The organism is Kitasatospora sp. McL0602 (genome assembly GCF_052076145.1).
Taxonomy (GTDB): Bacteria; Actinomycetota; Actinomycetes; order Streptomycetales; family Streptomycetaceae; genus Kitasatospora.
In genome coordinates this window covers 5553172-5567156 of record NZ_CP197246.1, presented here as the reverse complement: position 1 = coordinate 5567156, position 13985 = coordinate 5553172, and the positions used below count along the sequence as shown (strand labels likewise).

The window sequence follows — 13985 nt, the reverse complement described above, 5'->3', positions numbered from 1 at the left end:
TGCACTGTGAGTATCTCTCCGACCGATCTCACGCCCGGTCGACCGATCCGGGCGGGGCCCCGAGGTGGGGCGGCGCGACGGCTCCGTCCGGAGCACAGCGCCGACTGCGAATCCTATGACGTACGGCCCGAGAAAACCGGTTGCAGGTCAACCGGACAAAGCTCTGCATACCCGCCGATCGGCGGGGGTTGCGGCGGGTCGCGGCGGCGGCGCAGCGGAGATCTCACCAGGCGGACCGGCCTGCCGGGGGCGAGGATTGGAGGCTTCTATGAGTGCCCCGCCCGGCGCCCGTGCACGATCATGGGAGCGCCACCGCACCCCGAGGAGCCCACCATGCCGGACCAGATCGCCGTCGTCACCGGAGCCGGCACGGGCGTCGGACGCGCCGTCGCCCTGGAGCTCGCCGCAGCGGGCTGGCAGCTGGTACTCGCCGGGCGCCGCAACGAGCCGCTGCTGGAGACCGCCGCGCTGGCTGCCGCCGCTTTGGCCGGCGGGCCGGGCGCGGTGGTGGTGCCGACGGATGTCACCGACCCGGCCGCCGTGGACGCGCTGTTCGCCGAGACCGCCGAGCGCTTCGGGCGGCTCGACCTGCTGTTCAACAACGCGGGGACGTTCGGGGTGTCCGTGCCCGTCGAGGAGCTGTCGTACGAGGCGTGGCGCAGCGTGGTCGACCTCAACCTGACCGGTGCCTTCCTCTGCGCGCAGGGGGCCTTCCGGCAGATGAAGGCGCAGCGCCCGCAGGGCGGCCGCATCATCAACAACGGCTCGATCTCCGCCCACGTCCCGCGCCCGAACAGCATCGCGTACACGGCGACCAAGCACGCCGTCACCGGCCTGACGAAGTCGCTCTCGCTGGACGGCCGCCCGTACCGGATCGCCTGCGGCCAGATCGACATCGGCAACGCGGCGACGGACATGACGGCGGCGATGAGCACCGGCGTCACCCAGGCCGACGGCCGGGTGGCCGCCGAGCCCACCATGGACGTGGCCGACGTCGCCCGGACCGTCCGGCACATGGCCGAACTCCCCCTGGAGGCCAACGTCCAGTTCGCGACCGTGCTGGCCACCGCGATGCCGTACATCGGGCGGGGTTAGCAGCTGCTACCACTACTCGTCGTGGGAGTGGCGGTAGTAGCCGGGTTCGAGGCGGTAGATGCTGGTGGTGGGCCAGTACTCGCCGACCTCGGTGGCGGGGAGTTCGGTGCGCAGGGCCATCCGGAGGGACGGGGGTGGGGCGGCGGCCCGGACGCGCTTGTGGTGGCCGTCCCAGCGTCCGCCGTAGAGCTGGAGGTCGAGGACGGCGGGGGCGCCGGGGGTGCTGGTCATCCCGTCGATGCTGCCAGGGGTGGCGGCCAGGGTCCGGGGGGACACCGGCCGGGCCACTCCTTCGAGGGGTTTCGGGGGCTCGGCCGTGACCGGCGGCCGGGTGGGGGTCAGTTGCGCCAGGTGTCGTTCAGGGTGATCAGGCCACTGGCGGGGACGGTCGCGGTGCGGTTGGCCCCGGACTCCCAGGTGACGGCGCCGCTCGCGTCCTTGCGGACGTACTTGTACTCGAAGGCGGTGCCGGCCGGCATCGTGACGTCCAGCTTCCAGACCGGGTAGCTCGCCGAGGAGAGCGGCAGGGCCTTGCCGGTGTCCCAGGCGCCCAGGCCGGTGGTGCTGCCGACGACGTAGATGTTCTGGCCGTAGACGGTGCTCGCGTTGACCGCGAAGGAGGCGCCGTGGGCGGAGCTCGTGCCGCTGCCGGGGGCGCCGACGTAGAGCGCGAGGGAGTCGCCCGCGCCGACCGTCGCGGTGAAGCGGCCGTCCGAGCCGACGGTGTAACTGGCGCCGGTGCAGCCGCCGTTGGCGGGGTCGCCGTGCTCGACGTCGCAGTAGGAGCCGGCCGGGAGGGAGGTCTGGAAGGTCTGGGTGACGGCCGAGCCTTCGTGGTTGATCGCGACGTAGCCCTTGCTGCCCCGACCGAAGGCGATCGCGTTGCTCCCGTCGGACCACCAGTTCGTCACGCCGGTGCCCGCGACAGCGTTGCGGAAGCCGACCATGTTGGCGACGGGCTGCCAGGCGTGCGTGCAGTTCCAGCCGTCGGTGTAACAGGCGTTGACCGTACCGCCGTTGGGCGGCCCGTCGTCGTTGGCGGCGAAGGCGTAGCCGGAGTAGACGTTGGGCGAGCCGTACGGGAAGGCCAGCATGAAGACGTTGGCCAGGGTATAGCTGTTGCCGTCCTTGTAGGTGAGGGTCGAGCCGTTGCGCTCGGTGTCCCAGTTGTCGACGAAGGTGCGGGCCTGGGCGCCGGGGAGCAGCCCGGAGCCCCAGTTCGAGAGCGAGGCGATGCTGCCGCCGGAGAAGGCGCTCTTCAGCCAGGTGCCGGAGCGGAACTCGTCCACATCCCCGGTGCCGGTGTACTCGGTGGGCTGGATGGGCTCGCCCGCGCCGTAGATGACCTCCTGCACCCAGTACGCGTTGGGGTTGGTCATCTTCGCCTTGACGGCGCTCAGGTCGCTCGCGGCGATGTGCTTGGCCGCGTCGATCCGGAATCCGTCCACGCCGAGGCTCAGCAGGTCGTTCAGGTAGTTGGCGATGGTCTGCTGCACGTAGGCGCTGCCGGTGTTCAGGTCGGCGAGGTTGACCAGCTCGCAGTTCTGCACGTTGGAGCGGTCGTTGTAGTTGCTGATCGCCTGGCGGCAGGAGTGGAAGTCCTGGTCCTGGTAGTACCCGGGGTAGTTGTACTTGGTGTAGGCGATGCCGCCGGTGCCCGTGCCGGAGCCGGCCGACATGTGGTTGATCACCGAGTCCGCGATCACCTTGACGCCTGCCGCGTGGCAGGTGCTCACCATGTGCTGGAACGAGGCGCGGTCGCCGAGCCGCCCGGCGATCTTGTAGCTGACGGGCTGGTAGGAGGTCCACCACTGCGGGCCCTGGATGTGCTCCTGGGCCGGGGAGACCTCGACGAAGCCGTAACCCTTGGGGCCGAGGGTGTCGGTGCAGGCCTTGGCGACGGAGTCGAACTTCCACTCGAATAGGGTGGCGGTGACGTCCTTGGTGGAAGGCGGGGCGGCCTGGGCCGCCGGGGCGATGGTGAGGCCCGTGCCTATCGAGAGGGCGAGGGCGGCGGACGCGCCGAGGGCGCCCGCCGTACGGGCGCGCCGACGGGCGGCGGAGGTGGTGACCACGGTGTCTCCAGAGCGACGGCAGGGGTGGGGGGTGCCGAAGTGAACGTCTGCAAGCTTCCTCTGAAACTTGCTGGAACCTTGCAGTGCGCCGAACTTACGAGCGACCGCCGGGCTCGTCAAGGCACGCCGCACAACGGTTCGGTTTCGGCCCCAAAGGGCAGACCGGAAACTTCTCCGCCCGAGTCGTGAGACTCCGCCGGGAGGTGCGGGCGTCTAGTTCGGTTGACGCCGCGACCACACCGAAACGCACGGGGGACGACCTGATGGAGAGCGCAGTCAGCTTCGAGGAGTTCGCGAGTACCAGGGCTCGCCGGCTCTTCCAGCTCGCCTATCTGATGTGCGGCGACTGGCACCAGGCGCAGGATCTCGTCCAGGTCACCCTGGCCAAGATGTTCGCCGCCTGGACCCGGCTGCGCCGGGGCCGGGACGAACCGGGCCTGGACGCCTACGCCCGCAAGGTGCTGCTGCGCACCTACCTCTCGCACCGGCGGCTGCGGCGTTCCTCCGAGCTCGTCACGGCCGAGTTGCCGGAGGCCACGACCGGGCCGGACGGCAACGACCTGCGGCTCACCCTGGCCGCCGCTGTGGCCCAACTCCCGCCCCGGAACCGGGCGGTGGTGGTGCTGCACTACCTGGAGGACTACAGCACCGAGGGCGTGGCCGACCTCCTGGGCCTCTCCGTGGGGGCCGTGAAGAGCCTCAACACCCGCTCACTGGCCAAGCTGCGGGAGATCCTCGCCGAGGATCGCGAGCTGCTCCACCGGCACTGACGCGCGTCACCGCACCAACCCCATCGAATCACCGACTTGGAGCCCCGCATGAACCTCGAAGAGCAGCTCGGCCACCAGCTCGCGCAGGACGCCGAGCGCCTGCACCCGCCGATCCACGCCATCGTCGCCGAGGCCGACCGGCAGGGCCGCAAGCTGCGGTTCCGCCGACGCCTGCAGATCGCCGGCGCCGCGGCGGCCGTGGCGGCCCTGGCCACCACCGGCACCGCGCTCGGCCTGCAGCCCGGCCACGACAAGGGAGCCGTCGTCCAGGCCGCCGCCCCGGCGGCCGACCCGACCGCCGTCGGCATCACGCCCGGCGCCGGGGGCACCCCGACGACCCCGGCGACAGGCTCCGTGCCGCTCAACAGCGACGCGATGCTGAAGATCGTCTCCGGGCTGCTGCCCGCCGGCACCAAGCTGACCAACTACAAGCCGGGCCAGCCCGACTGGGCCAAGCTGCCGGGTGCGACCAGCATCTCCGTCGAGGCCGACAGCGGGCAGGGCCCGGTGTGGATCACCCTCTCCGAACGTGACCACGTCACGGGCCTGCCCGCCACCGACTGCAACAGCGACGGCAAGGCCGGCGACTCCCGGCCGGACTGCACGCCGGGCACCATGGCCTTCGACAAGTCGACCATCCAGGCCATGGGTGACTGGGACGCCACGGCCGACTGCTCGCCCGTGCAGCTCGACATCAAGCACACCGACGACCTCGCGGTCCGGCTGACGCTTCGCACCTGCGTCCAGCGCGGCGGGGCGCTCGTCCCGAGCCACAAGTCGGCCCAGACGCTCGCCCCCTGGTCCAACCACGTGACCAGCTCGCACAACTGGATGGCCAAGGTGCCCGCCGAGCTGGCCGCCCAGGGCGCCGAGCTGGCGAAGACGATCCCGGTCGTCAACTAGCCCCGGCTGCGGGCCGGTCCGTCAGACGGCGGCCGGCCCGCTTTCGCCTGTCCGGACCCGGACGACGGTGTCCACCGGCACGGCCCAGACCTTGCCGTCGCCGATCCGTCCCGTCCGGGCCGCCGTGACGATCGCGGCGATCACCGGCTCGGCCTCCTCGTCCTCGACCACGAGCTCCAGCCGCACCTTGGGCGTCAGCTCGATCCGGTACTCCGCTCCCCGGTACACCTCGGTGTGCCCGCGCTGGCGCCCGTAGCCGCTCGCCTCGGTCACGGTCAGGCCCGAGACCCCGAGCGCGGTGAGCGCCTGGCGGACCTCGCCGAGCGACTGCGGCCGGACGACGGCGGTTATCAGCTTCATGGGGCCGCATCGTACGCGGGGAAATCGTACGTGGGAACGACGAAGTGGAGCCCGGCGTCAGCAGCCGCCGGGCCCCACTCACCTGTCGTTCAGCGCTTCACCCGCAGGGGGTGAGGGTGGATCAGCTGGTCGTGACGGCGGTGTCGTCGATCACGAAGCTGGTCTGGAGCGAGGAGTCCTCGACACCGTTGAACTTGATCGTGACGCTCTGGCCGGCGTAGGCCGAGAGGTCGAAGGTGCGCTGGGCGTAGCCGGTGGCCGCGTCCACGTTGGAGTAGGTCTTCAGCGCGGTGCCGTTGGCCGTGACCGTGAGCTTGTCGTAGGCCGTGGTGCCGGTCTCGGCGGTGTCGATGTGCAGCCAGAAGCTCAGGCTCGCCTTGCAGCCGGCCGGGATGGTGACGGTCTGCGACACCGAGTCGGTGTGCGCGGAGCCGTAGCCGTTCATCCACGCCTTCCAGGAGCCCGAGTGGGCGGCCTGCGAGGCGCTGTTGTCGACCACACCGGAGGTCGCCGTCCACGGGGCGGCGGAGCCGGTCTCGAAGCCCGCGTTGCCGAGCAGCTGCGCCGGGGTGCAGCCACCGCCGCCACCGGTGCTGACCGTCCAGGTGAAGCTGGTGGAGCCGGTCTTGTTGGCGGCGTCCTTGGCGGTGACGGACACGTTGTACGTGCCGGCGGCCGTCGCGGTGCCGGTGATCTTGCCGCTGGTGCTGATCGACAGGCCGGTCGGCAGACCGGTGGCCGAGAAGGTCAGCGGAGCGGTGCCGCCGCTGGCGTTGATCTGCAGGTTGGCCGTGCCGTTCAGCGCGGTGGTCTGGTTGCCCGGGTTCGTGACGGTGGGCGTGCCGCTCACCACGGTGCCGACGTTGACGGCGGCCCAGGTGTTGGCCACCGCGTTCGCCTCGGCGCTGCCGGCGCCGTACAGGTCGTTGGCCGCGTTGATGGTCGCGGTACGCGCGGCGGCGTAGTTGGTGGTGGAGGTCATGTAGGTGCTCAGCGCGCGGTACCAGATCTGCGCGGCCTTGTCCCGGCCGATGCCGGTCAGGGTCGACCCGTTGGAGGTCGGGCTGTTGTAGTTGACCCCGTTGACGGTCTTCGCGCCGCTGCCCTCGGACAGCAGGTAGAAGAAGTGGTTGGCGACACCGGACGAGTAGTGGACGTCCTTGTTGCCGACCGTCGAGGACCAGTAGTCGGCCGACTGGCCGTCCTTGGAGGGCTGGTCCATGTAACGGAGCGGCGTGCCGTTTCCGTTGAGGTCGATCAGCTCGCCGATGAGGTAGTCGGGGTTGTCCTTGGGGTTGTTGGCGTAGAACTCCACCATCGTGCCCATGATGTCCGAGGTGGCCTCGTTGAGGCCGCCGGACTCACCCGAGTAGTTCAGGTTCGCGGTGGCCGCGGTGACACCGTGGCTCATCTCGTGGCCCGCGACGTCGATCTCGGTCAGCGGGTGGGTGTTGCCCGACCCGTCACCGTAGGTCATGCAGAAGCAGGTGTCGTCCCAGAACGCGTTGGTGTAGTTGGTGTCGTAGTGCACCCGGGAGTACGCGCCGACACCGTCGTTGCGGATGCCGTTGCGGTTGAAGGTGTTCTTGTAGAAGTCCCAGGTCATCTCGACGCCGTAGTGGGCGTCGACGGCGGCCGACTCACCGTTGCTGGCCGAGCCGTTGCCCCACACGTCGGTGGACTTGGTGTACAGGGTGCCGTTGCCGGAGGTCCCGTTCGCCATGTTGGTGGTGTACATCCCACCGCGGGTGTTGTCCTTCATCTGGTACGTCGAACCCGACAGCGTGGTGCCGATGGTGACGTTGCCGACGAAGACGCCGGTGCCGGTGCCGGTGTTGATGCCCTCGTTCTTGAAGAGCACCGTGCCGGTCTTGGCGTCGGTCACCACGTGCAGCTTGCTCGGGGTGCCGTCGGACTCCTTGCCGGAGACGACCGTCTCCCAGGCCAGGGTCGGGGTGCCGTTGGCCGCGTAGATCACCAGGCGCGGGGCGGTGCTGAGGGCGGAGCCGGACTCGGCGGCCAGCGCGGCGGCCTGCGCCTTGGGCGCGGCCAGGGCCGGGGTGGTGTTGATGGTGCCGAGCTGCGCGTTGCTGGCCTTGTCCACGCTCTTGGTGACACCACCGGCGGTCTGGTGCACGATCATGTCACCGCCGAGCACGGGCAGACCGGCGTAGGTCCGCTCGTAGCGGATGTGCTTGGTGCCGTTGGCGTCAGCGATGACGTCCTTGACGACCAGCTTCTCCTGGCTGCCGAGGCCCAGGCTCTGGGCGATCGAGGCGCTCTGCTGGCCGGCGTCGGCGATCAGAGCGGCACGGTTGGCCACGGCGGCCTGCTGCGCGGCGACGGCCTGCGGGGCCGACGAGGCGGCACTGGCGACGACCGGTATGCCGGTCACCAGCAGGGCGGTGGTCGCGGCCAGGGCGGCCATGGTCACCCGGACATTGGTGTGGCGGGACATGCGGACTCCTTTTCCGACCGGTCGCGGGGTTCACGATCGGTGGAGAGAACCTGGCCGCGGGGTTGCGGCGCAGCGGGGGCCCCGTCCGCCGGTGCGCGGAGGGGTGCGGTGCAACAGGAGCTGAGCGGAGAAGAGATGCGCTGTGCCTGCGCTGGTTCAGCTGCACCGGGGGTGGGGGACCTCTCATCTGCAGCCGGGGGAATCGTGGCAGCAAAAGACCCGCCGATGACAGATGCATGCCACTGATTGGCTAATAACCGTTCACTGCACGGCAAAGCCTGTGGAATGCCAGGCCAAGGCTCGACCAAGTGTCAGCCGGTAATGATTGTCATCACGGCCGAAACCCCCGACACCGCCCCGACCTGCCTGACCAGCCCGCGAACCGGACGACCGGTCGGCTGCCATGATCAGGTTCCGCGCGTAGACCCCTGACGATCCGTCTGCGCCCGAAGACAGCGCCGACCGCCCTGCGCATGTCACCTCGGGATGGCCGGAACCGATGGTTTTCAGCCATAACTGCCTGGAGCCCCGCTGGGAAGCGGGGCTCCAGGGTCTGTGAAGGACCTGCGTCAGTTCTGGACGAAGACCGCCACAGTGCGACCGGGCACCGTAAAGCTGCCGGTCAGCGCGTCGAACGAGGACTGCTTCACGATCTGGTCGATTCCCGCCAACTGGATCGGGTGCAGACTCTGACCAGTTCCGGCCAAGCCCGGGACGGCCTGCGACTGCGTCGAGGGGGTCGCGTTGAAGACCACGGTGATCCCCTTCTCCGCCCCCGGCAGCCCCTTCCCGTCCAGGTGCATGGTGATCACGCCGGGCGTCTCCCCCGCCGTGCCCGACAGCGGGAAGGACAGCCGCTGCTGCACCTCGGCCGCGCTGCCCAGCGCGAAGAGCGGCGAGGACTGCCTGATCCGCAGGTACTGCTGGTACTGCGCGGACGCCGACAGGATCTCGCCACAACCGACCGCCAGCCTCGGGTCGGCCAGCAGCCGCCCGGCCGTCGGCCACATCGAGCCGTTGTCCGCCGCCGCCGGCAGCCCCCGGCCCCAGCCGTTGCCCTGGGCGCAGTCCCAGTGCACCGCGTTGAACCAGTCACCGGAGTCGTAGGAGTTGGCGTCCAGCGACTTCGAGCGCAGCAGGTCGCTCCCGGCCTGCACGAAGCCCGGCCCCTGGGCCAGCGCGGTGAGCGAGAGGCCGAGCGCCTGCATCCGGGCCCGGTCGGCGGGCGAGGTGCTCTCCGGGAGCTTGTAGGCGAGCGCGTCGAAGAGGTCGGTGTTGTCGTGCGCGTCCACGTACTCCACGGCCTCGCCCGGCTGCGCCGCGTAGCCCGTCGGCGAGCCGTTGTAGTCGACCCCGGCCCCCGTCACGGCCTTTCCGGCGCTGTCGGTGAAGCCGTACCCGGCCAGGTCGCCCGTCAGGCCGACCTTCAGCTGGTCCATCTGGCGCAGCAGCCGGGCCTTCTGCTCGGCCGCCGTGCCGTTGTCGGCCGAGCCGTTGGGGTCGGTGAACAGCCCCGAGGCGAAGCCCTGCTGGGGCGCGGAGGAGAGCATGAAGTTGCCCCCGCGGGCCGCGTCCCGCAGCCGGTCGTTGAAGGTGGCGATGCCGGTGCCCGCCATGTTGGCCTGAGTCGCCTGCACGAAGCGGGAGTTGTTCGCGACGACGCCGAAGTTCCAGCCCTCGCCGTAGAGGAGGAAGCTCCGCCCCTCCGCCTTCGTGACGTCGGCCAGCGCCGACTGCACGTCCAGCATGGTCGACTTCGGGTCGAGCCCCATCAGGTCGAAGCGGAAGCCGTCCACCTTGTACTGCCGGGCCCAGGTGACGACGGAGTCGACCACCAGCTTGTTCATCATGGCGTGCTCGGGCGCGGTGTCCGCGCAGCAGCTGTCGGTGGTCACCTTGCCGTCGTCACCGAGGCGTTGGTAGTAGCCGGGCACCACCTTGTCCAGCACCGACCTGTCGTCCTGCCCGGCGGCGGCGGTGTGGTTGTAGACCACGTCCAGCACCACCCGCAGGCCCGCCGCGTGCATCGCCTCCACCATCTGCCGGTACTGCACCGTCCGGGCCTCCGGGTCGGTGGCGTACGCGCCGTCCGGCACGGTGTAGTGCAGCGGGTCGTAACCCCAGTTGTACGCGTCCTGCGCCTTCACCGCCGCGACGCACTCCTGCTGCTTCGGGCTGTCCGCCGGGAGGGCGGCCAGATCGCACGGCGGCAGCTGCTGCTGGTCGCGCGGCGGCACGGAGGCGATGTCGAAGGTCGGCAGCAGGTGCACGGTCGTCACCCCGGCCTTGGCCAGATCCCGCAGGTGCTGCATCCCGGCCGAGTCCTGCTCGGTGAAGGCCAGGTAGCTGCCGCGCTCGGCGGCCGGCACGGTGGTGTCCGCCGCCGAGAAGTCCCGGACGTGCAGCTCCTGGATCTGCTGCTTCACGGCCGGCACGGCGGGCGGGGTGGCGTGGGTGTCCCAGCCCGGCGGCTTCAGCCCGGCACCGGCCAGGTCGACGACCTTGCTGCGCCGCGAGTCGGCCGAGAGCGCGACGGAGTACGGGTCGGTGACCAGGTTCGTCACCGCCTTCTGCACGCTCGGCGCCCAGACCCCGACCTGGAAGACGTAGTACTTCCCGTCCAGGTCGGCGGCGGTGAGCGACCAGACCCCGCTGGCGTCGTCGCGCTTCAGCGGCACCGTCCTCGGGGTGCCGCCGGTCGGCGTGTCGAAGAGCTGCACGGAGACCGCGGAGGCCGTCGGCGCCCAGAGCGAGAGCGTCACCCGCCCGTTCCGGTGGACCGGGCCGAGCTGCGCCTTGGCGGCCTTGGCCGCGTACAGGTCGTCCAGCACGCCGGGCAGTTGGACACCCGTCGCGGCGAGCGCCGCGCCGTTCGGCAGGTGCTCGGTGAAGAGCACCTGGCTGCGCAGGACCTGCGGCACCCGCTGCGCGTCGCGCGGATCGACGCTGAACGCACGGTAGTTGGCCAGATTCGGGTACTTGGCCTTCTGCGCGTCCGTCAGCGCGCCCGGGTTCAACCGCAGCCAGCGGCCGGGGCCGTTCAGCACGCCCTTGTCGAACGTCAGGCCACCGGCGGGGTCGTAGACCAGCTGCGCGCTGGTGCCGCCCGCCAGCGCCGCGTCGGCCGCGCCGTAGCCGGACGGGACGACGACGGTCTGCGCGTCGATCCACTGCGCCTTGGCGGTGCTGAGGTCGAGCTGCGCGGAGGCCCCGGCCGCCTGCGGCAGCAGGTACGTCTCCTGGCCGCCGAGTATCCAGACCTCGCGGCCACTGGCGGCGAAGTTCAGCGACTGGTCGTTCGGCAGGTCCTTGTCGTTGCCGTTGTGCAGGATGTAGCTGAGGCTGGTCGCGCCGGCCGCCAGCGGCACCTCGAAAACGTCCCCGAAGGCGTCCTTGCGGGCCGGTTGCAGCGGCGCGCCCCAGTCGGTCGGCGAGGCGGCGCCCGTCCAGTCGTGCAGGCCCCAGCCGTCGTAGGCGCCGTCCGCCCGGTGGTAGTGGATGACGGCCTTCCCGTCCGGCACGGGCACGGCCGGGTCGGGGTCGGCGGTCCGGACGGCCGGGTCGCCCTCCTTGAGCCAGACCTCCCCGGTGGAGCCGACGTCGATGTGCCGGTCGGCGTCTACGTCCTTGGTGCCGTTGTTCTCAACGACGATGCCGAGGTCCGAGGCGCCGCCCTTCAACTTGACGTAGGCGAAGGCCCCGTACGCGTCCCGGCCGGTGAACCCGTGCCCGGCCGGCCAGTTGGTCCCTTCGCCGTCGGCGAGGTCGCCCCAGGCGTAGAGGTTCCAGCCGTCGTAGTTGCCGTCCTTGCGTTGGTAGTGCACGACGGCGTACGGGCGGCTGGTCGCGCTCGGCACCGGCTTCGGCGCCGGGGTGCCGGTGGTGAAGCTGCCGGTGGTCGAGCGCAGTCGGCCGCTGGAGTCCTGCACCACGGCCTTGTAGCGGACGACCGTGCCGGGGGCCACCGCGCCGACGTCCTGGGTCACTTGGTAGACCCCGCTGTCGGCACTGCCGAGCTTCTGCCAGGGGCCGTCACCGACCTGCGCGGCGAACGAGACCCGGTCGAAACCCCCGCCGGGCACGTCCGCGCCGACGGTGACCAGCCCGGTGGAGCCGTCGGCCGGTGCGCGCAGGGTGATCCCTGGGGCGGCGGCGGTCTTCGCGATCCGCCCGGCGGCCTGCTGCACCACGGCGGAGAGCGGCGGCACGGTGACGGTGAGCTTCCGGTCCGCGCCGCTGGTGGCCGACGGACCGGCCTGCGGGTAGAGCTGCTTGAAGGCCATCCCCGCCGAGAAGGTGTCGAGGGTGACGGTCTTCGCCTCGGTCGAGTTGTTGACCGCGACGACGTACTCGACCTGCTCCTTGGCGTCGACCCGGGAGAACGCGTACACCCCCGGGCCGTCGGCCGCGTACCGCTCGATCTGCGCGCCGTCGGCCAACGCCGGGTGATCCTTGCGCAGTTGAGCGAGCCCGGCGATGCCCTGGTAGAGCGCGCCACCCTGGCCGTAACGGTCGGCGGAGCCGGGGGCGCCGCCGATGACGTTGTCCGCGTTGTAGGAGGCGGTCTTCGAGGCGAACATGTCCTGCCGGGCGTCCTTGTCGCCGCCCGCACCGGTGAAGCCCTGCTCGTCGCCGTAGTAGACCACGGGCTGACCGCGCGTCAGGAACTGCAATTCGTTGGCGAGTTGGTCCTTCTTGAGCAGATCTGCCTGGCTCGCACCGGGGTTGTCGGCCTGGAGGAAGCTGCCGATCCGGCCCATGTCGTGGTTGCCGAGGAAGGTCGGCAGCTCGTACGCGGACGTCTCGGCGCTCGCGTAGCGGTAGTCCTGCCCGTACAGCTCGGCGAGCTGCCTGGCGGAGCCGCCCTGCGAGGCGTAGCTGCGGGCGGCCTGCTGGAAGGGGAAGTCCAGCGTCGCCTGGAGCCTGCCCTTGGTGACGTACGGCGAGGTGACGGCCGGGTCGCCGGAGTAGACCTCGCCGAACATGAAGAAGTTCCGGTTGCCCTGCTTGGCGGCGAACTGCTTGAGCGAGGGCGCCCACTGCTGCCAGAAGGCCATGTCGACGTGCTTGACGGTGTCGATCCGGAAGCCGTCCACCCCGGTCTGCGCGACCCAGTCCTGGTAGACCTTCTCGAAGCCCTTGACCACCGCCGGGTTCTGGGTGTCGAGGTCGTCCAGACCGGAGAAGTCGCCCTCGGTGGCCGACTCGCCCGCAAAGGTCGAGTCGCCCCGGTTGTGGTAGAGCGCGGGGTCGTTCAGCCAGGCCGGGGTCTTGGCGGTGGCATCCGCCGGGGTGCGCAGCACCGGCGTGTACGGGAAGGAGTCGGCGGTGGTCCTCGGCCACTTGGCGCGGGCGTCGGCGAGGGCCGTCTCGTCCACCGGCCGGCCGTCGGCGTCCAGCGTCGGGTAGGCGCCGGTCGAGCGGTAGTCGTACTTCTTCTCGGAGTAGTCGAGGACGTCGGCGGTGTGGTTGGTGATGACGTCGAAGAAGACCTTGATGCCCTTGGCGTGCGCCTGGGCGATCAGCTGCTTGAGCTGGTCGTTGGTGCCGAAGTGCGGGTCGACCTGGGTGAAGTCGGTGATCCAGTACCCGTGGTACCCGGCCGAGGCGGCGTCGCCGGTGCCCTGGACGGGCTTGTTCTTGAAGATCGGCGCCAGCCAGATCGCCGTGGTGCCGAGGCCCTGGATGTAGTCGAGCCGGTCGATCAGGCCCTTGAGGTCGCCACCGTGGTAGAAGCCCTTGTCGGTGGGGTCGAGGCCGTTGTCCATCCGGCTCCCGGTGATGCCGCCGGCGTCGTTGCCCTGGTCGCCGTTGGCGAAGCGGTCCGGGAGGACGAAGTAGAACTGCTCCCGGGTGAGGTCGTGCCGGACCGCCGAGGAGGCGAGGGCGGCGTCGGTCGGCGGCGCGGGCGGGGCGGCGGTGGCCGAGGGGGCCGCGCCGAGGGTGGCCGCGAGCAGGGCGGCGGCCAGGGGGGCGGCTGCGCGGCGTGGTCTGCGATGGGGGGTGGTGCTCCGTGTGCGGCTGGGCGGCACTTCGGCCACTGCGGGCTCCCTCTCGTCCTTGAGACGGCTCGTCGTCGGGTGAGTGGCTGGACGCTAGTGCGTGAAAAATGTTTCAGCAAGATGCTGAAATTGTTGCAAGCGGAGTCTTGACCGAACCGTTGTGCAGGCGCCAGAGTCGTTGTCGGGCCGGGCTGCCCGCCGTGACCTGACAGCGCGGCGGGCGCCCCACCCTTAAGGGAGGAGCCCCAGCACTAAAGGCAGCAGGGGGCCCGCCTCGACCATTGGTCCGTAGGCGAGCAACAATGGACTCCATGCCTCAACT

8 protein-coding genes are annotated in these 13985 nt (G+C 70.5%); 3 read left to right on the top strand and 5 right to left on the bottom strand.

Annotated features, from left to right (window positions below; all coding sequences use genetic code 11):
• The first annotated feature begins 333 nt into the window (after positions 1–333).
• Positions 334–1095 carry an SDR family oxidoreductase gene (locus tag ACR68M_RS25305; protein ID WP_441246412.1) on the top strand — a complete coding sequence of 254 codons (762 nt, stop codon included), beginning with the start codon at positions 334–336 and terminating at the stop codon, positions 1093–1095.
• A gap of 12 nt (positions 1096–1107) precedes the next feature.
• Here the strand turns inward: ACR68M_RS25305 and ACR68M_RS25300 are convergent, their stop codons facing one another.
• On the bottom strand, positions 1108–1371 hold the full coding sequence (locus ACR68M_RS25300; protein WP_441246411.1) for a hypothetical protein: 264 nt from the start codon (positions 1369–1371) through the stop codon (positions 1108–1110).
• 62 nt (positions 1372–1433) lie between these two features.
• Positions 1434–3170, bottom strand: coding sequence for a carbohydrate-binding module family 20 domain-containing protein (locus tag ACR68M_RS25295; RefSeq protein ID WP_441246410.1), 1737 nt, complete (start codon positions 3168–3170; stop codon positions 1434–1436).
• A 263-nt stretch (positions 3171–3433) separates the two neighbouring features.
• Between ACR68M_RS25295 and ACR68M_RS25290 the strand changes: the two genes are divergently transcribed.
• A complete protein-coding gene (locus ACR68M_RS25290; protein WP_441246409.1) occupies positions 3434–3940 on the top strand; it encodes a SigE family RNA polymerase sigma factor in 507 nt (168 codons plus the stop codon).
• Between the two features lie 48 nt (positions 3941–3988).
• Entirely contained in the window at positions 3989–4843 is an 855-nt protein-coding gene (locus ACR68M_RS25285; protein WP_441246408.1) for a hypothetical protein, read from the top strand.
• Between the two features lie 21 nt (positions 4844–4864).
• Here ACR68M_RS25285 and ACR68M_RS25280 read toward each other — a convergent pair whose 3' ends face one another.
• The 3 genes from ACR68M_RS25280 to pulA all read right to left on the bottom strand — a co-directional run bounded on the left by ACR68M_RS25280 (position 4865) and on the right by pulA (position 13702).
• Positions 4865–5203, bottom strand: coding sequence for a P-II family nitrogen regulator (locus tag ACR68M_RS25280; protein WP_441246407.1), 339 nt, complete (start codon positions 5201–5203; stop codon positions 4865–4867).
• 121 nt (positions 5204–5324) lie between these two features.
• Positions 5325–7661 carry a M4 family metallopeptidase gene (locus ACR68M_RS25275; protein WP_441246406.1) on the bottom strand — a complete coding sequence of 779 codons (2337 nt, stop codon included), beginning with the start codon at positions 7659–7661 and terminating at the stop codon, positions 5325–5327.
• Positions 7662–8230: 569 nt separating this feature from the next.
• A complete protein-coding gene (gene pulA, locus ACR68M_RS25270; protein ID WP_441246405.1) occupies positions 8231–13702 on the bottom strand; it encodes a pullulanase-type alpha-1,6-glucosidase in 5472 nt (1823 codons plus the stop codon).
• Positions 13703–13985 lie beyond the last annotated feature (283 nt).

Excerpts from the sequence above, each read along its gene's own strand:
- ACR68M_RS25275 (WP_441246406.1), bottom strand. The coding sequence starts at position 7,661 with ATGTCCCGCCACACCAATGTCCGGGTGACCATGGCCGCCCTGGCCGCG.
- ACR68M_RS25285 (WP_441246408.1), top strand. The coding sequence starts at position 3,989 with ATGAACCTCGAAGAGCAGCTCGGCCACCAGCTCGCGCAGGACGCCGAG.
- ACR68M_RS25305 (WP_441246412.1), top strand. The coding sequence starts at position 334 with ATGCCGGACCAGATCGCCGTCGTCACCGGAGCCGGCACGGGCGTCGGA.
- ACR68M_RS25290 (WP_441246409.1), top strand. The coding sequence starts at position 3,434 with ATGGAGAGCGCAGTCAGCTTCGAGGAGTTCGCGAGTACCAGGGCTCGC.
- ACR68M_RS25280 (WP_441246407.1), bottom strand. The coding sequence starts at position 5,203 with ATGAAGCTGATAACCGCCGTCGTCCGGCCGCAGTCGCTCGGCGAGGTC.